The organism is Bradyrhizobium sp. USDA 3256 (assembly GCF_054058275.1).
In genome coordinates, this window is record NZ_JBSSAE010000002.1 from 2,998,724 (window position 1) to 3,022,558 (window position 23,835).

Genomic DNA, 23,835 nt, shown 5'->3' on the forward strand with positions numbered 1-23,835 from the left:
CCCGACAACCGACAAATGCGAATGCGCCTATGCAGGCTTCAACAGGACGTGGCGCTTCTTGCCGAGCGACAGTTTCACCACGCCTTCCGGCGTGAGATTGGTCGAAGTCAGCAGCATCTTCTCATCGGTCACGGCTGCATCGTTGACGCGAAGGCCGCCGCCCTTGATCTGCCGGCGCGCTTCGCCGTTGGAAGCGACGAGCTCGGCCTTGACGAAGGCGACCAGCACGCCGACGCCGGCTTCAAATTCGCCGCGCGGAATTTCCACCGTCGGCAAGGTTTCGGCCAGCGCACCTTCCTCGAAGGTGCGGCGCGCGGTCTCGGCGGCTTCGTTCGCTGCATCGCGGCCATGGAGCAGGGCGGTCGCCTCGGTCGCCAGCACCTTCTTTGCCTCGTTGATCTCGCCACCGGCCAGCGCCGCAAGCTTGCTGATCTCGCTCATCGGCAGGATGGTGAACAGCTTGAGGAACTTGACGACGTCGGCGTCCTCGACATTGCGCCAGTACTGCCAGAAGTCGTAGGGCGAGAACTGGTCGGCGTTGAGCCACACCGCGCCCTTGGCGGTCTTGCCCATCTTGTCGCCGGAGGCGGTGGTGAGCAGCGGCGTGGTCAGCGCGAACAGTTGCGGCGTGCCCATGCGGCGGCCGAGATCGACGCCGTTGACGATATTGCCCCACTGGTCGGAGCCGCCCATCTGCAGCCGGCAGCCGGCGCGGCGCGACAGTTCGACGAAATCGTAGGCCTGGCAGACCATGTAGTTGAATTCGATGAAGCTCATCTCCTGCTCGCGCTCGAGCCGGAGCCGCACCGAGTCCATGGTCAGCATGCGGTTGACCGAGAAGTGCCGGCCGATGTCGCGCAGCATCTCGATCCAGTTCAATTTGGTCAGCCACTCGGCATTGTCGAGCATGATGGCGTCGGAAGGCCCATTGCCATAGCGCAGCACCTTGGCGAACACGCCGCGGATCGAGGCCTTGTTGGCTTCGATCTCCGCAACCGTGCGCATTGCGCGCGTCTCGTCCTTGCCGGAGGGGTCGCCGACCATCGTGGTGCCGCCACCCATCAGCGTGATCGGCTTGTTGCCGCTCTGCTGCAGCCAATACAGCATCATCATGGTGAGGAAGTTGCCGATGTGCAGCGACGGCGCGGTGCAGTCATAGCCGACATAGGCGGTCGCCTGGCCCTTCGCGGCAAGCGCGTCGAGGCCCTCGAAATCGGAGCACTGGTGGACGAAGCCGCGTTCCTGTAAAGTGTTCAGGAAATCCGATTTAAATGCAGTCATTTGTCGGCGAGCCAGATCATTCTTGTTTTACGGTTTTTGCATCTATTTGCGGAACCTTGATGCTTGAGGCTGCCGCAGGCGGACGTGCAGTGGCATTATAGGATGTACTTGTTTGAGACAAGCCGGGGGTTCCCGGCTGGGGCGCTTCCAGGATGATGTTAACGGCACTCGGTCTGATGAGCGGCACCTCGCTCGACGGGGTTGACGTGGCATTGATCGAAACCGACGGCCGCCAGATCAAGGCCTTCGGGCCCTCGGGCTATCGGCCTTATACCGAAGGCGAGCGCAGCCTGCTGCGCCAGGCGCTGACTGAGGCGGTCCACCTGTCGCGGCGCGACGCCCGGCCGGGGATTTTGCGGCAGGCCGAGCAGGCCGTCACCACGGCCCATGCCGAGGCGGTCGCCAGCTTCACGGCTCAGCACCGGATCTCGGCCCAGGACATCGACATCGTCGGGTTCCATGGCCAGACCGTGCTGCACCGCCCCGAGCGCAGGTTGACGGTGCAGATCGGCGATGCCCTGGCGCTCGCCAAGGTGATCCACATTCCGGTGATGCACGATTTCCGCGCCGCCGACGTCGAGGCCGGCGGGCAGGGCGCGCCGTTCGTGCCGGTCTACCACCGCGCGCTGGCGCAATCGCTGAACCGCGAGGGGCCGATCGTCGTGGTCAATATCGGCGGCGTCTCCAACATCACCTATATCGACGGCACGGACACGCTGATCGCCTGCGACACCGGGCCGGGCAATGCGCTGCTCGACGACTTCATGTTCCGTCAGATGCATCAGCCGTTCGACAACGCCGGCAAGTTCGCCGCGCTGGGCAGGCCCGACGAGAGTTGGATCGCACAGGCGCTGAAGCTGCCGTTCTTTGCGCTGCCGCCGCCGAAATCGCTCGACCGCAACGACTTCGCCGGCCTCAAGCTCGGCGCCGTGGCGCCAGCTGATGGCGCCGCGACACTGACCGCATTCACTGCCGCGGCCATCGCCCGCGTCGTGCCGTTGCTGCCGAAACGGCCGAAAAGCTGGATCATCTGCGGCGGCGGCGCCTCCAACCTCACAATGCTGCGGATGCTGCGCGAGCGTCTGGCACCGGCGACCGTCGAGCCGGCCGAGGCGCTCGGCTGGGCGGCGGATGCGATCGAGGCGCAGGCGTTCGGCTTCCTTGCCGCACGCGGCATGAAGGGCCTGCCGCTGAGCTACCCCGCCACCACGGGGGTGCCGATCCCGATGACAGGGGGCATTATCGCGCGACCGTGATTTAGATGCAAATGCATCTACCTTGACAGTTCCATGCCGTTGCATTTAATTCGATGCAGTTGCATTGAACGCGAGGTTCGTCATGGCCGCCCTGAAACTGATCAGCCACAAGCTCTGCCCCTATGTGCAACGCGCGGTGATCGCGCTGCGTGAGAAGGGCGTGCCGTTCGAGCGGATCGACATCGATCTCGCCAGCAAGCCGGACTGGTTCCTGAAGATCTCGCCGCTCGGCAAGGTGCCGGTGCTGGTGGTGACGCGCGACGACGGCAAGGAGGTCGCGCTGTTCGAGAGCAACGTGATCTGCGAGTACATCGAGGAGACGCAGGCCGGCGCCAGGCTGCACCCACAGGATCCTCTTGTCCGCGCCGAGCATCGCGCCTGGATGGAATTCGGCTCGGCCATTCTCGGTGATCTCTGGGGGCTCGAGACCGCCACCGATGCGGCGGCCTTCGAGAGCAAGCGGCAGGCGGTCGCGGCGAAATTCGCGCGCGTGGAGGCTGCGCTCGGCGCCGGTCCGTTCTTCGCCGGCCAGAATTTCAGTCTGGTGGATGCGGTGTTCGCGCCGATCTTCCGCTATTTCGATTTGTTCGACCAGCTGACCGATCTCGCCGTTTTCACCCACACGCCAAAACTTCGGGCCTGGCGCAGCGCGCTGGCGCAGCGGCCGAGCGTACGCAGTGCGGTGTCGCCTGACTATCCGGCGCTGCTGCATGCGTTCCTGGTCGGCCACCGCGCGCATATGCTGAAGCTCGCCGCGTAAGCCATGTCGCATTCGGTTGCCTGGATCGCGCTCGTCGTCGCCGGCCTGCTGGACGTCGGCTGGGCGATTTCGATGAAATATGCCGAAGGCTATACGCGGCTCGGCTGGACGCTGGTCTCGCTGCTGCTGCTCGCCGCGTTCGTGTTCCTGCTCGGACGCGCGCTGCAGGTGCTCGGCGTCGGCGTCGCCTACACGGTTTGGACCGGCATCGGCGCGGCCGGCACGCTCGCCATGGGCGTGCTGCTGTTCAACGAGGCGCTCAACCCGATGAAGGTCGCGGGGATTGCGCTGGTGCTGGTCGGGATTGCGGCGCTGAAGCTGGCACCGGAATGAGAGTAGGGACCGTAGAGGAGGGACCGTAGCCCGGATGAGCGCAGCGATATCCGGGTTCTTGTCGGCCGCGACCCGCATGTCGCTTCGCTCATCCGGGCTACGTGGAATCCGTAGCCCGGATGGAGCGAAGCCCGCGGAGACAGTGATCCCGGATGTCGCTGCGCTTCATCCGGGCTACAAATACAGCAGCGCGGCTCAGCGCACGTTGGCGAGACGCATGTCGAGATAGCCGGTCACCGTCTCCATCAGCGGCTCGAGCTTGCCGTCGAAGAAGTGGTTGGCGCCGGGGATGACCTGCTGGTCGATCACGATGCCCTTCTGCGTCTTCAGCTTCTCGACAAGCGTGTTGACGTCCTTGGGCGGCACCACGGCATCCTTGTCGCCGTGCACGATCAGGCCCGACGACGGGCAGGGCGCAAGGAACGAGAAGTCGTAGAGGTTGGCGGGCGGAGCGATCGAGATGAATCCCTCGACCTCCGGCCGGCGCATCAGAAGCTGCATGCCGATCCAAGCGCCGAACGAGAAGCCCGCAACCCAGCAGGCGCGCGCTTCCGGATTGATCGCCTGCGCCCAGTCGAGCGCGCTCGCGGCGTCGGACAATTCGCCGGTGCCGTGATCGAACGAGCCCTGGCTGCGGCCGACGCCACGGAAGTTGAAGCGCAGCACCGAGAAGCCGCGATGCGCGAACGCGTAGTAGCACTGATAGACGATCTGGTGGTTCATCGTGCCGTGGAACTGCGGATGCGGATGCAGGATCATCGCAATCGGCGCGTTCTTCTGCTTGGCCGGGTGGTAGCGGCCCTCGAGGCGGCCAGCGGGGCCGGTGAAAATGACTTCAGGCATTGTGTTCCCTTGATTGCCGCGTTCCCTTGATTGACGTCGATCAATCAACCGGTTGGAGCCATCTTCAGCGACGGTTCGCGAACAGAGCAGCTCGTGATGAAATCGGCGCAGGCACCGCCGCGCGGCACGCTGGAGGCCTTCTAGCATGACGCAAGGGGCAAAAATCAAGGAAATTGTGCCGCTTGGCGGTCGCGAATCCGCGCGCGCAGCCAGTGCGTCGGCGGCGATCCGGATCGACACGCCGGATTGCTTCGAAGGCTACCTGAAGTTTCTCATCATGCTATCGCGCTCGGGGGACCGCGAACGCCGTGTCTCGCGGCAGCACGGCTCCTGGCGCGAATGAAAAATCTCCCGTGCCGGTGACGTCTGATCTGGTCTCGGTCGTCAACTGTCGTTATCTCGCAGTGAAGGCCGCAACCACGGTGGTTGCCGCGGATAGCTCCATGGCCGATCGCGTCTATCTCGACTGGAATGCCACCACGCCGCTTCGCCAGGAGGCGAAGGCGGCGATGGCTGCGGCGTGGGAATTGATCGGCAACCCGTCCTCGGTGCACAGCGAGGGACGACGGGCGCGACGGCTGCTTGAGGATGCCCGCAATGTCGTGGCGAAGGCGGTCGGCGGCCGGCCGCAGGACGTGGTGTTTCTCTCCGGCGGGACCGAAGCCAATGCGCTCGCACTGACGCCGGGATTGCGCCGCGCCGCGGGCGCGCCGGTGCAGCGGCTCCTGGTGTCGGCGATCGAGCACGCGTCCGTGCTCGCGGGCGGTCGGTTTGCGACGGAGGCGACCTCCGCAATCCACGTCACGCGCGCCGGTGTGATCGATCTCAACCATCTGCGCGCAGTGCTGGCCGATGGTCCGCCGGCTCTGGTCTCGGTGATGCTGGCGAACAACGAGACCGGTGCCATTCAGCCGGTGGCTGATGTCGCCGAAATCGTCCATGCGTCTGGCGGGCTGCTGCATGTCGATGCGATCCAGGCGTTCGGCAAGATCCCGTTCGATCTGGCCTCGACGCAGGCCGACCTCGTGACGCTGTCGGCGCACAAGATCGGCGGACCGAAGGGCGCAGGCGCGCTGGTGCTCGCCGAGGGCGTCGAGGGTGTGGAGGCGTTTCTGCGCGGCGGCGGGCAGGAGCTCGGGCGACGGGCAGGGACCGAGAATATCGCCGGCATCGCCGGGTTCGGTGCGGCCGCCAAGGCGGCGATGACGGCGCTGAAAGCCGACGCGGCCCGCGTCAGGGGACTGCGCGACCGGCTCGAGCACGGGCTGCGGCAGACGCCGGACGTGCTGGTGTTCTCCGATGACGTCAAGCGGTTGCCAAATACCGTCCTGTTCACGGCGCCCGGAATAAAGGCCGAGACGGCGGTCATCGGGTTCGACCTTGGGGGAATCGCGGTCTCGTCCGGTTCCGCCTGTTCGTCGGGCAAGGTCCAGCCGTCCCACGTGTTAGAGGCAATGGGATACCGTTCAGAGGTGTCCCAGGGAGCGGTGCGGCTCAGTCTTGGCTGGTCTACCACGGAGACAGACGTGGATTTGACCGTCAAGGCTTGGCGAAAGCTCGCCGATACCTTAGTTAAGGGGGAGCGACGAAACACAGCTTGAACTGTTCTAAGCGGATTTCGTCGCCAAAGCATCGTAAGAGATTTTTGGAACTTGAGATCCACCGCGGTCCTTGAAACCGCGAGCGGAGGATTGAATGCCTGCTGTACAAGAGACGGTCGAGCGCGTCCGGCGCATCGACGTCGACCAGTATCGATATGGGTTTGAGACGCTGATCGAGTCCGACAAGGCCCCGAAGGGGCTGTCGGAAGACACCGTCCGCTTCATCTCCGCAAAGAAGAACGAACCGGCCTGGATGCTGGAATGGCGTCTGGAGGCGTATCGCCGCTGGCTGACGATGACCGAGCCGACCTGGGCGCGCGTCGACTATCCGAAGATCGACTACCAGGACATCTACTACTACGCGGCGCCGAAGCCGAAGAAGACGCTGTCGTCGATCGACGAGATCGATCCGGAAATCCTCAAGACCTACGAGAAGCTCGGCATCCCCTTGCGCGAGGTCGCGATCCTCGAGGGCGTCGAGCCGCCGCCCGGCGGCGAGCAGACGCCGAACCGCAAGATCGCGGTCGACGCCGTGTTCGACTCGGTTTCGGTCGCGACCACCTTCCAGAAGGAGCTGAAGGCGGCCGGCGTGATCTTCATGCCGATCTCAGAGGCGATCCGCGAGCATCCCGAGCTGGTGCAGAAATATCTCGGCACCGTGGTGCCGACCTCGGACAATTACTTTGCGACGCTGAATTCGGCGGTGTTCTCCGACGGCTCGTTCGTCTACGTGCCGCCGGGCGTGCGCTGCCCGATGGAGTTGTCGACCTATTTCCGCATCAACGAGCGCAACACCGGCCAGTTCGAGCGGACGCTGATCATCGCCGACAAGGGCTCCTACGTCTCCTATCTCGAGGGCTGCACCGCGCCGCAGCGCGACGAGAACCAGCTGCACGCCGCCGTGGTCGAGCTCGTCACGCTCGACGATGCCGAGATCAAGTATTCGACGGTGCAGAACTGGTACCCGGGCAATTCGGAAGGCAAGGGCGGCATCTACAATTTCGTCACCAAGCGTGGCGACTGCCGTGGTCGCAGTTCGAAGATCTCCTGGACCCAGGTCGAGACCGGTTCGGCGATCACCTGGAAATATCCGAGCTGCATCCTGCGCGGCGACAATTCGAGCGGCGAGTTCTACTCGATCGCGATCTCGAACGGTTTCCAGCAGGTCGATAGCGGCACCAAGATGATCCATCTCGGCAAGAACACGTCGAGCCGGATCATCTCCAAGGGCATCGCCGCCGGCAAGTCGCAGAACACCTATCGCGGTCTCGTCAGCGCGCATCGCAAGGCCACCGGCGCGCGCAACTACACCGCCTGCGACTCGCTTCTGATCGGCGACAAGTGCGGTGCGCACACCGTGCCCTATGTCGAGGCCAAGAATTCCTCGGCGACGTTCGAGCATGAAGCGACGACGTCGAAGATTTCCGAGGACGTGCTGTTCTACTGCATCCAGCGCGGGCTCTCGCAGGAAGAAGCCGTCGGCCTCGTCGTCAATGGCTTCGTGAAGGACGTGCTGCAGCAACTGCCGATGGAGTTCGCGGTGGAAGCGCAGAAGCTGATCTCGATCAGCCTTGAAGGTTCGGTTGGCTAATCCATCCCGCTAACGGCGCGGCCGACGCGCCTCGGGGTGATGCTCAGGAAAAATCAGATGTCTCTGCTTGAAGTGAAAGATCTGCAGGTTCGTGTCGAGGAGCGTGAGATCCTCCACGGGCTGTCGCTCACGGTGAACCCGGGCGAGGTGCACGCGATCATGGGGCCGAACGGCTCCGGCAAGTCGACGCTCTCCCACGTCATCGCCGGCAAGCCGGGCTATGAAGTCACCGGCGGGCAGATCCTGTTCAGGGGCGAGGACCTCCTGGAGATGGAGCCCAACGAGCGCGCCGCCAAGGGCGTGTTCCTGGCGTTCCAGTATCCGGTCGAGATTCCCGGCGTCACCACCTGGAATTTCCTGCATGCGGCGCTCAACGCCCAGCGCAAGGCGCGCGGCGAGGACGAGATCTCGTCGCCGGCCTTCCTCAAGAAGGTCCGCGAGGTCGCCAAGTCGCTGAACATTCCGCAGGACATGCTGAAGCGCGGCGTCAATGTCGGCTTCTCCGGCGGCGAGAAGAAGCGCAATGAGATTCTGCAGATGGCGCTGTTCGAGCCGGCCGTCTGCATCCTCGACGAAATGGATTCCGGCCTCGACATTGACGCGCTTCGGATCGCGGCCGACGGCGTCAACGCGCTGCGCTCGCCGGAGCGCGCGATGGTCGTGATCACCCACTATCAGCGGCTGCTCAACTACATCGTGCCCGACTTTGTGCACGTGATGTCGAAGGGCCGGGTGGTGAAGAGCGGCGGCAAGGAACTGGCGCTGGAACTGGAAGAGTCCGGTTACGCGCAGTTCGAAGACGCTGCCTGACAAACACGGGTTTTGTGATGAACGTTGTTGCAAAGACCGAGACCGGGCGTGCGCTGGGCGATGCATTCGCCGTGGTGCGCGACCGTCTGCCGGGCGAGGGCAAGATCGCCGATCAGCGGCGCCAGGCCTTCGAGGCTTATGAACGATCAGGCCTGCCGCATCGCCGGATCGAGGACTGGAAATACACCGACCTGCGCGCGCTGATGCGCGAAGTGCTGCCGCTCGCGGCGTCCCCGGATGATGCCGCGCTGAGCCGCGCCAGGGCCGTCGTACAGGCCCGCGCGATCGAAGGCGTCCGGCGCCTGGTGCTGGTCGACGGCGCATTCGCGCCTGATCTCTCCGATTGGCAGGATCTGGAAAAAGGGCTCTCGATCAATCCGCTGCGCCTTGCGCTGGAAGCCGGCGACGAGATCGTCGCGACACAGGCTCTCGCGTCCGATGTCGCCAACCCCATGATCGCGCTGAATGGCGCGATGGCGACCGACGGGGTCGTCATCGACGTCGCCAACGGCACGGTGCTGACCCAGCCGCTGCACATCGTGCATGTCGCATCCGGCACTGCGCCGGCCTCGACGTTCACGCGGTCGCTGCTCCGGCTCGGCCGCGATGCCGGCGTGACGCTGGTGGAAAGCTATCTCGCTGCCGACGGCGCCAAGGCCTACCAGACCCATGACGGACTGGTTGTTGCGATCGGTGACAATTCACGGCTCGATCACGTGCGCCTCGTCGAAGACAGCGTCGATGCCTTCAACATTTCCTCGGCGACGGTGTCGCTCGGCGCGCATGTCCATTTCAACACCTTCGGCCTGACCTCGGGCGGGCACGTCAGCCGCTACCAGCTGACGGTGACCTGCGCCGGCGAAGGTTCGACGGTCGAGACCAACGGCGTCAATCTGATCAACGGCAAGCAGCACGCCGACACCACGCTGTTCATGGATCACGCGGTGCCGCACTGCGCGAGCCGCGAGGTCTTCCGTGCCGTCGTCGACGACCGCGCCCATTCGGTGTTCCAGGGCCGCATCATCGTCCGCCCCGACGCGCAGAAGACCGACGCCAAGATGATGACCCGTGCGCTGCTGCTGTCCGACGACGCGGAGGCCGACAACAAGCCCGAGCTCGAGATCTTCGCCGACGACGTCACCTGCGGTCACGGTGCGACCACCGGCGCGCTCGACGAGAGTCTGCTGTTCTACATGCGCGCCCGCGGACTGCCCGAGAAGGAAGCGCAGGCGCTCCTGATCCAGGCCTTGGTCGGCGAGGCGATCGAGACCATCGCCAGCGACGAGTTGCGCGAGGTCGCAATTGCCGCCGCGCAGCGCTGGCTTCAGGCGAGGGCGTGAGCATGCACAAGGCGGTCGCCAACGGCAGTTACGACGTCGCGCTGGTGCGGCAGGATTTCCCGGCGCTCGCCATGCAGATCTACGGCAAGCCGCTGGTCTATCTCGACAACGCGGCCTCGGCGCAGAAGCCGAATGCGGTGCTCGACCGAATGACCGAGGCCTACAAGAGCGAATACGCCAACGTGCATCGCGGCCTGCATTACCTCGCCAATGCCGCGACGGAGGCCTATGAAGGCGCCCGCGGCAAGGTCGCGCAGTTCATCAACGCCCGCCGCAATGAAGAGATCGTCTTCACCCGCAACGTCACCGAGGCGATCAACCTGGTGGCGTCGTCCTGGGGCGGAGTGAACATCAAGGAGGGCGACGAGATCGTCCTCTCGATCATGGAGCACCACTCCAACATCGTGCCGTGGCATTTCCTCCGGGAGCGCCATGGTGCCGTGATCAAGTGGGCGCCGGTCGACGACGAGGGCAATTTCCTGATCGAGGAGTTCGAGAAGCTCCTGACCCCGCGTACCAGGATCGTCGCGATCACCCAGATGTCGAACGCGCTCGGCACGCTGGTTCCGGTCAAGGACGTGATCCGGCTGGCGCACGCCCGCGGCATCCCGGTGCTGGTCGACGGCGCGCAAGGCGCGGTGCACCTGCCGATCGACGTCCAGGACCTCGATTGCGATTTCTACGCCTTTACCGGCCACAAGGTGTACGGACCGACCGGCATCGGCGCGCTCTACGCCAAGCACGAACATCTGGTGGCGATGCGGCCGTTCAACGGCGGCGGCGAGATGATCCGTGAGGTGGCCAAGGACTGGGTCACCTACGGCGATCCGCCGCACAAGTTCGAGGCCGGGACGCCGCCGATCGTCGAGGCGATCGGGCTGGGGGCTGCGATCGACTACGTCAATTCAATCGGCAAGGAGCGCATCGCCGCGCATGAGCATGAGCTTCTCACCTATGCGCAGGAGCGTCTGCGCGAGATCAACTCGTTGCGCGTGATCGGAACCGCCCGCAACAAGGGACCGGTGATTTCCTTCGAGATGAAGGGCGCGCATCCCCATGACGTCGCGACCGTGATCGACCGCCAGGGTATTGCGGTGCGCGCCGGCACGCATTGCGTGATGCCGCTTTTAGAGCGGTTCAACGTGACGGCCACCTGCCGTGCATCCTTCGGGATGTATAATACAAGGGAAGAAGTCGACCATCTGGCGCAGGCGCTGATCAAGGCGCGGGAATTGTTCGCATGACCGATACAGCCGAAGTCAAGACGGCCACCATGGAAACCACCTCGGCGCTGCCGGCGGAGGAGACCGAGCGCATGAGCGGCGAGATCGTCGCGGCGCTGAAGACGGTGTTCGATCCCGAAATCCCGGCCGACATCTACGAACTCGGCCTGATCTACAAGGTCGATCTCAAGGATGATCGCTCGGTCGACATCATGATGACGCTGACCACACCGAACTGCCCGGCCGCCGGCGAGCTGCCGCAGATGGTGGAGAACGCGGTCGCCAGCGTTCCTGGCGTCGGCGTCGTCAACGTCAATCTGGTGTGGGATCCGGCCTGGACGCCGGACCGGATGTCGGACGAGGCACGCCTCGTCCTCAATATGTGGTGATGTGTCACAGCGTTTTCGAGCGAAGTGGATGCCGGTTCGCGTGAAGAAAACGCGTCAGAACAAGAGGTAAAGGTTCTGATCAAGTCAGAACCTTTACGGATTGGACTTAGGCTCAAGAAGACCGGCAATTGATTTGCCGCTGGGACTGACCACATGAGTGACATGACGCAAGCTTCACCGACCCCAGCCAAACCGAAGCGGCCGCGCCCGCAGGTCATGAAACTGACCGATGCCGCCGCGGAGCGGATCACCGAGCTGACCAAGCGCGCCGACTCCGAGATCGTCGGGCTGCGCGTCGGCATCAAGAATGGCGGCTGCGCCGGACAGTCCTATACCGTCGAATACGCCCACGAGATCCGTCCGACCGATGAAGTGGTCGAAGACAAGGGCGTGAAGATCCTGGTCGATCCGAAGGCCGTGCTGTTCCTGCTTGGAACCGAGATGGACTATGTGGCCGACAAGATGCAGGCCCAGTTCGTGTTCAACAACCCGAACCAGGTCTCCGCCTGTGGTTGCGGCGAATCGGTGCAGCTCAAGCCGGCCGCGGTCTGACAGCGTCGTCCGGGCCGGGTGCGCAATTGCGCACGGGGGCCGGGACCCAAACCACCAGCATTGATTGTTGATCCGATCGTCGCCCATACTGCCTTATCGAGAGGCTGCGGCGTATAGGTCCCGGCCCCCCATGCGCAATTGCGCACTCGGCCGGGACGACGGTGGGCACATGGACCGCGAATTCCTCACCGACCTGTTCGCCGATTTCGGCCCGGTCACGCTGCGCCGGATGTTCTCCGGCTACGGCATCTCGGCTGACGGCACCAATTTCGCGCTGGCCCTGCGTGCCGGGCTCTACTTTCGTGCCGACGAGCAGACCATCCCGCAATTTGAGGCGGAGGGCAGCGGGCCATTCCAATATCAGACACGGTCGAAGACCGTCACGGTGAACTCCTACTGGCAGCTGCCGGCACGGCTGTTCGATGATTCGGAAGAACTCGCGGTCTGGGCACGGTCGGCACTCGGCGCCGCCCAGCGCGCCGCGCTGCGCAAGCGGCCGAGGAAACGAGCGGCTGCGCGAAAGCCGAAGGCGCCTGCGAAGAAGACTGCAGGCAAGAAAGCGGCGACCAAAAGAGCGGCAAAGAAAGCGTCCAAGACGACGAGTAGGCGCGCTACGAAGAAAAAGTCCTCATCCTAAGACAGCCACCTCCGTCCACATCATTGCGAGGAGCGATAGCGACGAAGCAATCCATGGGTCCGCATATGCGGTTAGGTGGATTGCTTCGCTTTGCTCGCAATGACGATTGAGGCAGTTGAGCGACCAGATCACGCCACGCGGGCCTGGATCTCGGTGCTGTATTCCGGATCGGCCTCGCAGATCACACGGTTGCGGCCGGCGCGCTTGGCGGCATAGAGGCAGGCGTCGGCGCGCTCGATCAGCGAGTCCGTGTCGTCGGACGGCTTCAGCATGGAGACGCCGACCGAGATCGTGACACGGCCGAGGATCTCGCCGGTTGACTTCTTCTTCAGCTCCTTGGCCATCACGGCGCGGCGGATGTGGTCGGCGACCGTCAGCGCCTGCCGCAGCGCCGTGTTGGGAAGCACCACGGCGAATTCCTCGCCGCCATAACGAGCGGTGATGTCCTGGCCCTTGATGTTCTGCTTCAGCGACTGTGCCACCAGCCGCAGCACCTGGTCGCCGGTGAGATGGCCGTAGGAGTCGTTGAACGATTTGAAGTGGTCGATGTCGAACATCAGGAGCGACAGCGGCTCGCCGCTGGCGAGCGCGGCCTGCACCGCCATGTCGATCGAGTGGTCGAAATATTTCCGGTTGCCGAGGCCGGTGAGCGGATCGGTCAGGCTCTCGGCGCGGATCGCCTCGAGGCTGTGCTGCAAGTCGCTGATCTCCGACTTCGACAGCGCGAGCCGGCTCTCCAATGCCTGATTGGTCTCGCGCATCTCGCGCGTCGATTTTGCCAGGCTATCGACGATTGCCTTGATGTGATCGCGGGTGGTCGCGCTCGCAAGCTTATCGCTGGCACCGACGAGGCTGGCGTCATAGGTCGCGGACACGCCGAGCGCATCGGTGATCAACTTCATGACGGCGTCGATCTCGCCGATGACGCGCGCGCCGACCTTGTCGATGCGGTCGGAGGTCTTGATGTGCGAAAGGTAGGTTTCGTAGATCTGCTCGAGATCGGATTCAGAGAGCTTGCCGCTGCGTGCCAGCGTCTCGTTGATGACCTTGTTGAGCGGCGCGTTGTATCCGGTCGCGTAGACGTACCAGATTTCGTAGTTGCGGGGGACTGCGGTCTGGCGAAGCGAGCGGATCTGGCCAAGTGCGACTTCGGCAAAGGCCAACGTACGTTCGTGTTCGTCCAGCAGCTTGACCACTGTCACGTCCTCAATGCACGCAATGCCGATTAAACCCGGCAGCAATGACTAAACTATTGGGGCGAGGGTACGGGACGAGAGTGAAGGCAAGGTAAACAGTGGAACTATGGGGAAGTCCGCTGCAACGGCCATGCGGCGCGGCCGATCTTTGTCCGCCTTGAGCGCCACTTTCGGGCGCTTTTCGTTTGCTCGCGATTGCGATGCGCAAACTGCGCGCATTTGCTTCAAACGCCGGGGATCAGCGCGTGCGCCGGTCGCGGGTGGCAACAGAGATTGGCTGGACTACCGCCGCTGGCGCGGCGGCATCGGAGCAGGCCTTATGCGCGTGCGCGCACAGGTCGCAGCAGGAAGGCGGGCAGGTGCGAATGATCGGCGGGCTCGTGGTCCACCTCGCGCTGCGGTCGCCGTGGCTCGGCACGCCCGATCGACGGCACGTGGGACGGAGCGGCCTGCGGAGCCGAATTACGGCCGTGGCGCGGTTCACGCTCCGGCTTCGCTGCGCGCTCCTCGCGGGGCTCCCGCTCGTGACGCGCTTCGCGCGGCTCGCGCTCACCGTGGCGCGCTTCACGCTCACGGCGCGGCTTGCGGCCGCCGCGGGCACCATCGCGCGAACCTTCGCGGCCACGCGAGCGGCGCGGCGCGGCGTCCTCGTCAGAGGCTTCGCTGTGAACGGTGTAGTCGCCCTCGGTGCGCGGAATCTGCTGGCCGATCAGCTTCTCGATCGCGGCCATCGACTTGCTGTCGAGCGGCGTGACGATGGAGATCGCGGTACCGGTCCGACCGGCGCGGCCGGTGCGGCCGATGCGATGGACGTAGTCGTCGGGGTGATGCGGCACATCGAAGTTGAAGACGTGGCTGACGGCGGGAATATCGAGACCGCGGGCGGCGACGTCGGAGGCCACCAGCAGGGGCAGCTCGCCCTTGCGGAATTGATCGAGCGCGGCCATGCGGGCGCTCTGGTCCATGTCGCCGTGCAGGGCGCCGACGCTGAAGCCGTGCTTCTGCAGTGACTTGTGAAGGACGGCGACTTCGCGCTTGCGATTGCAGAAGATAATCGCGTTGTTGAGGTCCTTGGCGTCGCGCAGCAGGCGGCGCAGGATCTCGCGCTTCTCGTGCGGCTCGCGGCCGGCGGGCACCTGGGATTGGGTCACGGTCACCGCGGTCGTCGCGGGCTTGGAGACCTCGATCCGGGCCGGGTTGTGCAGGAAGGCCTCGGTGATGCGGCTGATTTCCGGCGGCATCGTCGCGGTGAAGAACAGGGTCTGCCGCGTGAACGGGACGAGCTTGCAGATGCGCTCGATGTCGGGAATGAAGCCCATGTCGAGCATGCGATCGGCTTCGTCGATCACCAGCAGCTCGACGCCGGTGAGCAGCAGGCCGCCGCGTTCGGTGTGGTCGAGCAGGCGGCCGGGCGTTGCGATCAGGACATCGACGCCACGCATCAGCTTGGAGTCCTGGTCGCCGAACGAGACGCCGCCGATCAGCAGGGCGACGTTGAGCTTCTGGCCGGCGCCGTATTTGTCGAAGTTCTCCTTCACCTGCGCGGCGAGTTCGCGGGTCGGCTCGAGGATCAGGGTGCGCGGCATCCGTGCCCGGGCGCGGCCCTTCTCGAGGATCGTGAGCATCGGGAGAACGAAGGCAGCGGTCTTGCCGGTGCCGGTCTGGGCAATGCCGAGGACGTCGCGCCGGGCGAGAACGTGCGGGATTGCCTGTTCCTGGATGGGAGTGGGGTTGGTGTAACCGGTAGCCGCAACAGCGGCGAGGACCTTATCGGACAGGCCTAGATTGGAAAAAGACATTGAGCCTCTGGTCGAAACCGCCGTTCGGAATCGAAGGTAAAAGGCTGTCGCGTTCGGCCCCGAAACGGCTTGCTTTTCTATAAAGCTCGGGGGCTCTGACTAACGCTGACGGACGGCAAACCTGACGAATCGCGTTTCGATCCGAGGGCCGCGTTGCCTCGCAACATAGGGGCGAAACCGGTAAAGTCAATCTTGGAACCGGCCGGATAGCCGAAAAAGCTTAACGTTTTGACTGAAATACGCGTCTTTTTCGTCATTTGGCGGTCAAATGAATCACGACTCCCGCCCCGGACGGCGAGGCTGCAGCAGGGGCTTCCGCGCTGTCTTTCATCCTGAATCCGCCGGGCGTCAGGCCTTCGGAAGCGCCGAATATCCGGTAGAAAGTGGCGAGGCTGCCGAACCCGCAGGTGAGGGCGATGTCGACGATCGGCCGCGGCGGCTTCTCGCGAAGCAGCCTTCGGCTCTCGCTCAGGCGCTGGGCGGTGACGGTCTGCGAAAAGCTCGTCCCGGTCGCTTCGAACAAGACGTGCAGGTAGCGGACCGAGACGCCGAGCATGCCGGCGACCATCCCTGGCGACAGGCTTGGCCTGGCAAGATGGCGCGTGATCAGGCGGCGCGCGAGGCTGAGCCGGCCGACGCGCAGCGCCTGCTGCGCCCGGCGGCTGCCCGGCCTGATCACACCGCGCTCGATCAGCGCAAGGTCCGCCACGATCTTAACCAGCGCAGGAATGCAAGCGTTATCACCGGCCTCCGTCGCCTCCTTGAAGTCGGCGAGGCAAGCTTCGAGCAGCGGCGCCCAGCCGTGATTGCTGGTCGCCGCTGAGCCCTGACGGGCTGGCTCAGGTGCCGGGATTTGATCCGGCCGCAGGTCCGCGGCATCGAGAGGAATGCGCGTCGCGCCTGTAGCTAGCGTTTCCTGGCTGTGATCCCCGTGCTTACCGCGCATCGTGACTGATCCCTCGCTCTGCGTGAGAGCGCGCGTCGCCGGTAAGGAAATTTGCGGTGCCGAACCCGGACGAAGCGCCGCAGTGGTTCTGGCGAAATGGCCGGAAAATATCTTCTCAATGCGCGCAGGCTGATCACTTCGGTTCAACGAACGTCGGATCGCGCGGCGGTGTGAAGTTCAGGGAGGTGAAGGGGGCGCGGCCGAGCTACGGCAAATTGCGAGCGCGGTGTCCCGGCCGGTCCGGACGGGCGCTCAGGCCGTTTGTGCGCGATAGTCGCCCGGCGTCATGGATTCGGATGCATTGAAGAGGCGGTAGAACGTCGCAAGGCTCTCGAAGCCGCAGGCAAAGGCGACCTCGGCGATCGTCTGCCTGGGCTGCTCGCGGAGCAGGCGGCGGCTTTGTTCGAGCCGGAGCGCGGTGACGGTCTCCGAGAAGCTCATCTCGGTCTCCTCGAACAGGATGTGCAGATGACGGACCGAGATGCCGAGCAGGCCGGCAATCAGGGTTGGCGACAGCGCTGCACGCGCCAGATGGCGCCGGATCAGGCGCCGGGCCAGCGACAAATGGGCGGTTCGCAAGGCCTGCTGCGCGAGCCGGCTCTTCGGCCGCATGATGCCGCGCTCGATCAGCGCTATATGAGCCAGGGCCTGCACCGTCGGAGCCGTGCCCGCCGCCGCGGCATCGTTGCTTTCGATGAGGTCGCGGAAGCATGATTCCAGCAGAGCCCGCAGCGCGGTCTCATCCTGCAAGGGCCTGGGGACGAGTTCGCCGAGCTCGGCGCCCGACGGGACGATGTTCGCCACCGGGACCTTGATGATGCGCAGGTGGAAGCCGTCATCGTGCAGGGGGACAGTGCGATAGGGCAGGTCCGAATAGCTGGTCGCGAACATGCCGTCGCGAACGGAAAATTCATCGAGCCGCGCGCCGCCGAACCAGCCGCCGCCGCCAAGCTGCTGGTAGATGCACAGGCTGTTGCTGGCCGCGTCGGCGATGTCGCCCGTGCGCCGCTCGACACGGTACGGCGAGGCCCGTAGCTCGACCAGCCCGGCATCGCCGAGCTTGCGCAGCGAGAACTCGCCGAAGAAGTCGCGGCGCCGGTCGGCTTCCAGCTCGGCAGTGACGCCGAACAGCCCCTTGGCGCGAACCTCGCGCCAATAGTCGAAGCGATCCTTGGGATCGACTTGATCAGTAGACCATGTGTGCACGGAAAAGCCGTTGCGACGTGCGGAGAGCTCGAGCCGGATGGAGGTTCGAATCTATCACGCGGGCCGTAAAAAGAAACTTGACCTAAGACAAATCGGACCCCTCATTTCGGCCTGGCGTGGCCGGCCGGAACGGCCGTCCGCGGCCGGCCTTGAACCGGCCAAACGGCTGGTCCGACTATTAGGCGGCGGTCGCACGGGCGGCGCGTTTGTCGTGCAGGCGGGAAAACGGGATGAAGAGCTGGCTTTCGAGACTTTCCGCGATCCTTTGGGCGGTTGCATTTGTCGTATCGGCCGCACCGGCCCAGGCCGAAAAGCGCGTCGCGCTGGTGATCGGCAACAATGACTACAGGAACGTGCCCAGGCTGCAGAAGGCGGTCAACGACGCCCGCACCATCGGCGACACGCTGAAGCAGCTCGGCTTCAGCGTCATGGTGGCCGAGAACCTCAACCGGCAGGCGTTCTCCGAGACGCTGCTCGCGTTCGACCGCGCCGTGGAACCCGGCGATACAGCGTTCTTCTTCTATGCCGGCCACGGCTTCGAGATCGCCGGCCAGAATTTCCTGCTGCCGACCGACGTGCCGGCCGCCACCGAAGGGCAGGAGGAATTGGTGCGCGACGCCTCTGTTCTCGCCGACCGCATCGTCGAGCGCTTGCAGAACAAGAAGGCGCGGACCTCGATCCTGGTGTTCGACGCCTGCCGCAACAATCCGTTCGAGCGCGCCGGCACGCGCGCGGTCGCCGGCGGCGGTGGCCTCGCGCCGATGACGCAGCTGCCGGAGGGCGTGTTCTCGGTGTTTTCGGCGGGGCCGCGCCAGACCGCGCTCGACCGTCTTTCGAACGACGATGCCAATCCCAATTCGGTGTTCACGCGGACCTTCGCCAAGGAGCTGCTGCAGCCCGGCGAGAATCTCGTCCAGGTCGCGCAGCGCACGCGGCGCCTGGTCAGCGAGATGGCCGAGACCGTGAAGCACAAGCAGATCCCGGTCTATTTCGACCAGATGGTCGACGATGTCTTCCTGAACGGGATCGCAAAGGGACAGGCCGAGGCGGTCAAGCCGTCCGCGCCGCCGCAGCAGGTGGCCGCGCTGCCGCCGGTCGCGGTGCCGAAGCTGCCGAAGGAGGATTCGATCAACGCGCCGATCGCGAGCTTCTCGCGGCACAATGGCGGCTGGACCGTGGTGTTCTCAATCGCCGATCCGACGCTCGGGATTTCCTGGCGGATCGGCGACAGCGGCGATTTCCGCGAAACCGGCTTCATCGACACGCTCGATCCGCGCACGCGCAAGCGGATGCCCAATCCGTCGGTCGAGTTGCCGGCCGATGCGCCGGCCGCCACGATCGAGATTCGCTATGTCGATACGCAAGGCATGATGCAGGGGCCGTTCCCGATCAAGTTCGATCCCGACGCCGCGCTGATCCGCGACCAGCGCAAGATCCTCGACATGACCGCGACCAGCTGGCTGTCATTCCGCGAGTTCAACGGGCTGCTGGTCTACTATACGCACCTGATGTCGTATCGCTGCGCGATCCGCGAGGTGCGCATTGGCATCGACACTGCGGTGCCGGACAAGGTCCTGAAGATGCCATCCTGCAATTCGCGCGATCCCAGCGCGATCCCGTCTGACGCGCAGCCTTATCTGAAGCTCGCGCCGCAGACCAGGGCGGTCTCGGTCGAGCTGACCTATCGCGACGGCAGCGTGTCGGAAATCAAGACCTTCAGGCGATAGCCTTGCATCCTTGTTGCCCGATCGATCCGCGTTACAATCTGGTTCTGAAGGGCGAGGCAGCGGTGAGGACGGCATCATGGATGCAGGCTATCCGGCAGGGCCGAACACGCGTCAGATCAGGACGCGCTGCTGTGTGGTCGGTGGCGGACCGGCCGGCATGATGCTTGGCTATCTGCTCGGACGCGCCGGGGTCGATGTCGTGGTGCTGGAGAAGCACGCCGACTTCTTCCGCGACTTCCGCGGCGATACCGTGCATCCGTCGACCCTGCAGGTGATGGACGAACTCGGCCTGATCGACGGCTTCCTGAAGCTGCCGCATCAGGACATCCAGACGCTCGACGGCATGTTCGGCGGCACCTCGGTGCGGATCGCCGACCTCCGCCGCCTCAGCGTCAAATACCCCTTCATCGCGATGATGCCACAGTGGGACTTCCTCAATTACCTGCGCGAGAGCGGCAAGCGCTTCCCCTCGCTGAAGGTGCTGATGAAGGCCGAGGCGACCGATCTGATCCGGCGCGGCGATGCTGTCGCAGGCGTGCACGCGAACACACCCGACGGCCCGGTCGAGATCGAGGCGGATCTGACCATCGGCTGCGACGGACGTCATTCGATCGTGCGCGAGCGCGCCGGCCTCGACGTCGAGGAGATCGGCGCGCCGATGGATGTGTTGTGGTTTCGCGTCGGGCGGCGTCCGGACGAGACCGAGAATTTGTTCGCCCGCGTCGAGCACGGCAAGATGATGGTGACCTTCGATCGCGGCGACTACTGGCAATGCGCCTATGTGATCGCCAAGGGCCGATACGAGGCGGTGAAGGCGAGGGGATTGCCGTCGCTGCTCGACGACGTGCTGCGGCTGGCGCCGATCCTCAAGGCCGGCATTGCCGACGTGAAGAGCTTTGACGACGTCAAGCTGCTCACGGTCGCGATCAATCGCCTGACGCGCTGGACCCGTCCCGGCCTGCTCTGCATCGGCGACGCCGCGCATGCGATGTCGCCGATCGGCGGCGTTGGCGTCAATCTCGCGGTGCAGGATGCCGTCGCGACCGCCAACATCCTGGCGGCGAAGCTCGTTCACGGCGTGCCGTCGGAAGACGAGCTCGATGCGGTGCGACGGCGCCGCGAATTCCCTGTGCGCGTGACACAGCGCATGCAGGTGATCGCGCAGAACAACATCATCAGCGCCGCGCTGAAGGCCGGCGATCAGCCGGTGCCGTTGGCGCTGCGGTTGATCACGGCAATGCCATGGCTGCAGGGTCTCACCGCACGTATGGTCGCCGTCGGGGTGCGGCCGGAGCACGTGCATTCGCCGGCGGCGGGCTGAACGGCGCGCCGTGCGGCCGGAAGGAATTCATCAGGGATAACAGCTGCTTAATTCGATTGATGAAAGTTGCTCGACCGCAACAGCAAGACAAGATTCGAAATGCGCGCGAGTGGATTCCGCTCCGGCAGCTTCAGCGATTTTCTTTTGGTAAGGGTCTCTCTGGAAAAGCTGTGCCCGTCAGACAACCTGGGGGTGCTGCTGTGTTTCGTACCAAATTCATTGCCGTCCTGACTGCAACCACGGCGCTCGGCGTCAGCGCCGCATCGGCCGCCGACCTTGCCGCCCGTCCGTTCACCAAGGCACCGGCCTATGTGGAAACGATCTACAACTGGGCCGGCTTCTACATCGGCGGGCACCTCGGCGGTGCCTGGACCAACGAGCAGTGGGTGAACAGCGCCAACACCTCGCCGTTCGGCGACCTCTCGCCGGGCCAGGGCTTCCGTCAGCGCGGCTCGGGTTTCATGGGCGGCGGTCAGATCGGCTACAACTGGCAGGCCAACAGTTTCGTGTTCGGTGTCGAGGGCACGATCTCCGGGCTCGACAATTCCGGCCGCGTCACCAACACGGTGTTCGGCGTCGGCCGCGACGATCAGTTCAGCTGGCGCTCGAATGTCATGGCGACGATCGTCGGTCGTGCCGGCTACGCGATCCAGAACAACCTGCTCTATATCAAGGGCGGCTATGCCGGCGTGAACAACCGCCTGTCCGTCGTCGACAACCTTCCGCCGTCGACCGGCTCCGGCAGCCAGACTCATTGGGCCAGCGGCTGGACCGTCGGCGGTGGCTGGGAATACGGCATCACCCGCAACTGGACCATCGGCGTCGAATACAATTACGCGGCCTTCGAGCGTCAGGCCTATCAGCTCGCCGGCACCGCCGCAGGGACCTATACGTTCGATGCCAAGCCGCGCGACATTCAGTGGGCGGTGGTGCGCGTGAACTACAAGTTCGACGCGCCGGCCATCGCGCGCTACTGAACTACTCTGAGGCGAACAGGATGCGAGGGCCCCGGCGATGCGCCGGGGCTCTCGTGTTTCAGGGCGCTCGTGTTTTCAGGCCATCACCGAATAGCCGCCGTCGACGGGGATCGCGGTGCCGGTGACGAAGTCCGACGCGGGCGACGCCAGGAACACGGCGATGCCTGCGAAGTCGTCGATCGCCCCCCAGCGTGCCGCCGGCGTGCGAGCAAGCACGCGCTCGTGCAGCCCGGCCACCTGCTGGCGCGCGCCTTTGGTCAGGTCGGTATCGATCCAGCCGGGCAGGATGGCGTTGACCTGGATGTTGTCGGGAGCCCAGGCGTTGGCGCAGGCGCGGGTGTACTGCACGATGCCGCCCTTGCTCGCGGCATAGGCCGCGGCGAAGCTCGCACCGAAGATCGACATCATCGAGCCGATATTGATGATCTTGCCGTGGCCCGACGCCTTGAGCGCCGGATAGGCCGCCTTCGAGCACATGAACGCGCTGGTGAGGTTGGTATCGATCACCTTGCTCCACTCCTCCAGCTCGAGCTCGTGCGGAGGCTTGCGGATGCTCATGCCGGCGTTGTTGACGAGAATGTCGATCCCGCCGAGCTCGCGAACGACCCGTTCGACCATGGCCGGGACGGCGGCCTTGTCGGTCACGTCGGTTGCCACCGCGATCGCCTTGGCGCCGCGCTTGCCGAGATCCTCGACAGCGGCCTTCGACTTCGCCTCGTTGCGGCCGACCACGGCAATCGCCGCGCCGGCGTCCGCCAGGCCGCGCGCCATGCCAAGCCCGATGCCGCCATTGCCGCCGGTGACGATGGCGACCCGGCCCGAGAGATCAAACTGTCCGTTTTTCATTGTTGTTGTCCGCTGAGGTTTGAACCGGGCGCGAGAGTGCCCGATCGTCACGGCGCTGACCAGATCGGCCACAGCCGGTCCGCCCTGCGCCGGCGGGCTTGCGCGTGGGGCGATTTCCACGACGTTCGGGCAACAAAAAAGCCCCGGACAATGCCGGGGCTTTTGCTCTGCAATCTCAGCAGGGATCAGTACGCAGCTCAGTACTTGGCGACAACCGGACCGGTCCAGTTGAAGCGGTAGACCAGCGAGGTGCTGATGGTCTGGACAAGCGGCTTGAAGGTGATGTCGCGGCCATTCGAGATGTTGGTGCCGTCGACCAGCTCCGAGATGTTCTTGTTGTCGTAGTAAGCGGCGCGATACTCGGTCTTCATGAACCAGCCCGGCGCGGTGATGCCGAAGATGTTCAGGTTGTTCTCGACGCCGCCGCCGACGAACCAGCCGCCGCGATCGAAGTCGTTGGTGTGCAGACCCGAGGGAAGCGCGCTTGCGGTGTTGAACAGCGTGGTGCCCTTCCAGTGCGAGCTGGAGTAACCGGCGTTGACGTAGGACAGGACGTTCGGCGCGATCAGGTAGCCGAGGCGCGCACCAGCCGCCCAGCTGTAGTCGTTCTTGATGTTGCCGGCGACGAACGGACCCTGATCCTGGATGGTACCCTTCAGGCTGCCGAACTGACCGTCGGCGAACACGCCGATGACCCAGCTGTTGGCGGTCTGCCAGTCGTAACCGGCGCCGACGGTGCCGTACCAGCCATCGCCGCCCTGGCGCTGGTTGAAGCCGAGGATCGGCGCACCCGTGACGGTCGACTGGACGCCCGTGTCAGCGTCCCAGACGCCGCCGCCGCCACCGCCGAAGATGTAGAAGCCGGTCCAGCTCGGAGCGACCGGAACCGGGGCAGGAGCCTTGGTGTAGGGGCGGGCGGCCAGGTCGGCAGCCGACGCCGATGCCGTCATCGCAGCAACCGCGGTCAGAGCGAGCAAAATCTTCTTCATATCCAAATCCTCGACTAGCGTTCGATCAGGTCGCTCAGGGGAGTGCGCTGGCACCGATTCCCGAAACTCATGTTGGGACTATACGTGGTTCCGTTGGAAATGCTGTTGCTGGTGAGACACATCCGGCCGAAAACGAAGCCACTGGGGCTCTCCGAACGGGCAAAATGGCAACGGCCGCCCCGATCTGGGGGCGGCCGGAAACTCATTTCAGA

General features: G+C 64.6%; 23 protein-coding genes. 15 read left to right on the plus strand and 8 right to left on the minus strand.

Annotation, left to right across the window (positions count from 1 at the left end):
- Window positions 1-27 precede the first annotated feature (27 nt).
- Window positions 28-1,281, minus strand: a complete 1,254-nt coding sequence (gene tyrS / locus ACVWY5_RS15660; RefSeq protein ID WP_028332220.1) for a tyrosine--tRNA ligase — start codon at window positions 1,279-1,281, stop codon at window positions 28-30.
- Between the two features lie 152 nt (window positions 1,282-1,433).
- Here tyrS and ACVWY5_RS15665 point away from each other — a divergent pair, with 152 nt between their 5' ends.
- The 3 genes from ACVWY5_RS15665 (at window position 1,434) to ACVWY5_RS15675 (ending at window position 3,630) form a co-directional block, all read left to right on the plus strand.
- Window positions 1,434-2,537, plus strand: a complete 1,104-nt coding sequence (locus tag ACVWY5_RS15665) for an anhydro-N-acetylmuramic acid kinase (RefSeq protein WP_028332219.1) — start codon at window positions 1,434-1,436, stop codon at window positions 2,535-2,537.
- 82 nt (window positions 2,538-2,619) lie between these two features.
- Window positions 2,620-3,297 carry a glutathione S-transferase family protein gene (locus tag ACVWY5_RS15670; protein WP_028332218.1) on the plus strand — a complete coding sequence of 226 codons (678 nt, stop codon included), beginning with the start codon at window positions 2,620-2,622 and terminating at the stop codon, window positions 3,295-3,297.
- A gap of 3 nt (window positions 3,298-3,300) precedes the next feature.
- Entirely contained in the window at window positions 3,301-3,630 is a 330-nt protein-coding gene (locus tag ACVWY5_RS15675; protein ID WP_028332217.1) for a DMT family transporter, read from the plus strand.
- A gap of 195 nt (window positions 3,631-3,825) precedes the next feature.
- Here ACVWY5_RS15675 and ACVWY5_RS15680 read toward each other — a convergent pair whose 3' ends face one another.
- Window positions 3,826-4,473, minus strand: a complete 648-nt coding sequence (locus ACVWY5_RS15680) for an alpha/beta hydrolase (RefSeq protein WP_016843213.1) — start codon at window positions 4,471-4,473, stop codon at window positions 3,826-3,828.
- Between the two features lie 145 nt (window positions 4,474-4,618).
- Here ACVWY5_RS15680 and ACVWY5_RS15685 point away from each other — a divergent pair, with 145 nt between their 5' ends.
- From ACVWY5_RS15685 to ACVWY5_RS15725, 9 genes are all read left to right on the plus strand, one after another.
- Complete coding sequence (locus ACVWY5_RS15685) at window positions 4,619-4,816, plus strand: hypothetical protein (RefSeq protein WP_028332216.1); 198 nt, start codon at window positions 4,619-4,621, stop codon at window positions 4,814-4,816.
- A 100-nt stretch (window positions 4,817-4,916) separates the two neighbouring features.
- Entirely contained in the window at window positions 4,917-6,074 is a 1,158-nt protein-coding gene (locus tag ACVWY5_RS15690; RefSeq protein WP_028332215.1) for a cysteine desulfurase family protein, read from the plus strand.
- A 94-nt stretch (window positions 6,075-6,168) separates the two neighbouring features.
- A complete protein-coding gene (sufB, locus tag ACVWY5_RS15695; RefSeq protein WP_028332214.1) occupies window positions 6,169-7,665 on the plus strand; it encodes a Fe-S cluster assembly protein SufB in 1,497 nt (498 codons plus the stop codon).
- Window positions 7,666-7,722: 57 nt separating this feature from the next.
- Window positions 7,723-8,475, plus strand: a complete 753-nt coding sequence (sufC, locus tag ACVWY5_RS15700; protein WP_028332213.1) for a Fe-S cluster assembly ATPase SufC — start codon at window positions 7,723-7,725, stop codon at window positions 8,473-8,475.
- A gap of 17 nt (window positions 8,476-8,492) precedes the next feature.
- Complete coding sequence (sufD, locus tag ACVWY5_RS15705; RefSeq protein ID WP_456671677.1) at window positions 8,493-9,815, plus strand: Fe-S cluster assembly protein SufD; 1,323 nt, start codon at window positions 8,493-8,495, stop codon at window positions 9,813-9,815.
- Entirely contained in the window at window positions 9,812-11,059 is a 1,248-nt protein-coding gene (locus tag ACVWY5_RS15710) for a cysteine desulfurase (RefSeq protein ID WP_028332211.1), read from the plus strand. Before sufD ends, ACVWY5_RS15710 begins: the two co-directional genes overlap by 4 nt.
- Entirely contained in the window at window positions 11,056-11,427 is a 372-nt protein-coding gene (locus tag ACVWY5_RS15715) for an SUF system Fe-S cluster assembly protein (protein ID WP_016845787.1), read from the plus strand. Before ACVWY5_RS15710 ends, ACVWY5_RS15715 begins: the two co-directional genes overlap by 4 nt.
- Before the next feature lie 162 nt (window positions 11,428-11,589).
- Window positions 11,590-11,979, plus strand: coding sequence for a HesB/IscA family protein (locus ACVWY5_RS15720; protein WP_028332210.1), 390 nt, complete (start codon window positions 11,590-11,592; stop codon window positions 11,977-11,979).
- Between the two features lie 169 nt (window positions 11,980-12,148).
- The gene (locus tag ACVWY5_RS15725; RefSeq protein WP_028352419.1) at window positions 12,149-12,616 is read left to right on the plus strand and encodes a TfoX/Sxy family protein; all 468 of its coding nucleotides are present in this window, start codon (window positions 12,149-12,151) and stop codon (window positions 12,614-12,616) included.
- A 128-nt stretch (window positions 12,617-12,744) separates the two neighbouring features.
- Here ACVWY5_RS15725 and ACVWY5_RS15730 read toward each other — a convergent pair whose 3' ends face one another.
- The 4 genes from ACVWY5_RS15730 to ACVWY5_RS15745 form a co-directional block, all read right to left on the minus strand.
- A complete protein-coding gene (locus ACVWY5_RS15730; RefSeq protein ID WP_028332209.1) occupies window positions 12,745-13,812 on the minus strand; it encodes a GGDEF domain-containing protein in 1,068 nt (355 codons plus the stop codon).
- A gap of 317 nt (window positions 13,813-14,129) precedes the next feature.
- Window positions 14,130-15,611, minus strand: a complete 1,482-nt coding sequence (locus ACVWY5_RS15735) for a DEAD/DEAH box helicase (protein ID WP_028332208.1) — start codon at window positions 15,609-15,611, stop codon at window positions 14,130-14,132.
- A 253-nt stretch (window positions 15,612-15,864) separates the two neighbouring features.
- Complete coding sequence (locus ACVWY5_RS15740; RefSeq protein WP_051376003.1) at window positions 15,865-16,557, minus strand: helix-turn-helix transcriptional regulator; 693 nt, start codon at window positions 16,555-16,557, stop codon at window positions 15,865-15,867.
- A gap of 252 nt (window positions 16,558-16,809) precedes the next feature.
- Complete coding sequence (locus ACVWY5_RS15745) at window positions 16,810-17,763, minus strand: helix-turn-helix transcriptional regulator (protein ID WP_028332207.1); 954 nt, start codon at window positions 17,761-17,763, stop codon at window positions 16,810-16,812.
- Between the two features lie 230 nt (window positions 17,764-17,993).
- Here ACVWY5_RS15745 and ACVWY5_RS15750 point away from each other — a divergent pair, with 230 nt between their 5' ends.
- The 3 genes from ACVWY5_RS15750 to ACVWY5_RS15760 all read left to right on the plus strand — a co-directional run bounded on the left by ACVWY5_RS15750 (window position 17,994) and on the right by ACVWY5_RS15760 (window position 21,788).
- Window positions 17,994-19,490, plus strand: coding sequence for a caspase family protein (locus ACVWY5_RS15750; RefSeq protein WP_051376002.1), 1,497 nt, complete (start codon window positions 17,994-17,996; stop codon window positions 19,488-19,490).
- Window positions 19,491-19,566: 76 nt separating this feature from the next.
- Window positions 19,567-20,811 (plus strand): FAD-dependent oxidoreductase, encoded by a 1,245-nt coding sequence (locus tag ACVWY5_RS15755; protein ID WP_028352420.1) that lies wholly within the window; start codon window positions 19,567-19,569, stop codon window positions 20,809-20,811.
- A gap of 200 nt (window positions 20,812-21,011) precedes the next feature.
- A complete protein-coding gene (locus ACVWY5_RS15760) occupies window positions 21,012-21,788 on the plus strand; it encodes an outer membrane protein (protein WP_038377172.1) in 777 nt (258 codons plus the stop codon).
- 75 nt (window positions 21,789-21,863) lie between these two features.
- On the opposite strand, the gene ACVWY5_RS15765 is transcribed toward ACVWY5_RS15760, so the two are convergent.
- Both ACVWY5_RS15765 and ACVWY5_RS15770 read right to left on the minus strand, forming a co-directional pair.
- Window positions 21,864-22,634 carry a glucose 1-dehydrogenase gene (locus tag ACVWY5_RS15765; protein WP_028332203.1) on the minus strand — a complete coding sequence of 257 codons (771 nt, stop codon included), beginning with the start codon at window positions 22,632-22,634 and terminating at the stop codon, window positions 21,864-21,866.
- A gap of 197 nt (window positions 22,635-22,831) precedes the next feature.
- On the minus strand, window positions 22,832-23,623 hold the full coding sequence (locus ACVWY5_RS15770; protein WP_028332202.1) for an outer membrane protein: 792 nt from the start codon (window positions 23,621-23,623) through the stop codon (window positions 22,832-22,834).
- Window positions 23,624-23,835: the final 212 nt, after the last annotated feature.

Bases quoted from the DNA above. Each gene is read 5' to 3' on its own strand.
- ACVWY5_RS15665 (WP_028332219.1), top strand. From the start codon at position 1,434: ATGATGTTAACGGCACTCGGTCTGATGAGCGGCACCTCGCTCGACGGG.
- ACVWY5_RS15675 (WP_028332217.1), top strand. From the start codon at position 3,301: ATGTCGCATTCGGTTGCCTGGATCGCGCTCGTCGTCGCCGGCCTGCTG.
- ACVWY5_RS15750 (WP_051376002.1), top strand. From the start codon at position 17,994: ATGAAGAGCTGGCTTTCGAGACTTTCCGCGATCCTTTGGGCGGTTGCA.
- sufD (WP_456671677.1), top strand. From the start codon at position 8,493: ATGAACGTTGTTGCAAAGACCGAGACCGGGCGTGCGCTGGGCGATGCA.
- ACVWY5_RS15735 (WP_028332208.1), bottom strand. From the start codon at position 15,611: ATGTCTTTTTCCAATCTAGGCCTGTCCGATAAGGTCCTCGCCGCTGTT.
- ACVWY5_RS15715 (WP_016845787.1), top strand. From the start codon at position 11,056: ATGACCGATACAGCCGAAGTCAAGACGGCCACCATGGAAACCACCTCG.
- ACVWY5_RS15740 (WP_051376003.1), bottom strand. From the start codon at position 16,557: ATGCGCGGTAAGCACGGGGATCACAGCCAGGAAACGCTAGCTACAGGC.
- ACVWY5_RS15670 (WP_028332218.1), top strand. From the start codon at position 2,620: ATGGCCGCCCTGAAACTGATCAGCCACAAGCTCTGCCCCTATGTGCAA.
- ACVWY5_RS15685 (WP_028332216.1), top strand. From the start codon at position 4,619: ATGACGCAAGGGGCAAAAATCAAGGAAATTGTGCCGCTTGGCGGTCGC.
- tyrS (WP_028332220.1), bottom strand. From the start codon at position 1,281: ATGACTGCATTTAAATCGGATTTCCTGAACACTTTACAGGAACGCGGC.
- ACVWY5_RS15680 (WP_016843213.1), bottom strand. From the start codon at position 4,473: ATGCCTGAAGTCATTTTCACCGGCCCCGCTGGCCGCCTCGAGGGCCGC.
- ACVWY5_RS15725 (WP_028352419.1), top strand. From the start codon at position 12,149: ATGGACCGCGAATTCCTCACCGACCTGTTCGCCGATTTCGGCCCGGTC.
- ACVWY5_RS15770 (WP_028332202.1), bottom strand. From the start codon at position 23,623: ATGAAGAAGATTTTGCTCGCTCTGACCGCGGTTGCTGCGATGACGGCA.
- sufB (WP_028332214.1), top strand. From the start codon at position 6,169: ATGCCTGCTGTACAAGAGACGGTCGAGCGCGTCCGGCGCATCGACGTC.
- ACVWY5_RS15720 (WP_028332210.1), top strand. From the start codon at position 11,590: ATGACGCAAGCTTCACCGACCCCAGCCAAACCGAAGCGGCCGCGCCCG.
- ACVWY5_RS15765 (WP_028332203.1), bottom strand. From the start codon at position 22,634: ATGAAAAACGGACAGTTTGATCTCTCGGGCCGGGTCGCCATCGTCACC.
- ACVWY5_RS15690 (WP_028332215.1), top strand. From the start codon at position 4,917: ATGGCCGATCGCGTCTATCTCGACTGGAATGCCACCACGCCGCTTCGC.
- ACVWY5_RS15755 (WP_028352420.1), top strand. From the start codon at position 19,567: ATGGATGCAGGCTATCCGGCAGGGCCGAACACGCGTCAGATCAGGACG.
- sufC (WP_028332213.1), top strand. From the start codon at position 7,723: ATGTCTCTGCTTGAAGTGAAAGATCTGCAGGTTCGTGTCGAGGAGCGT.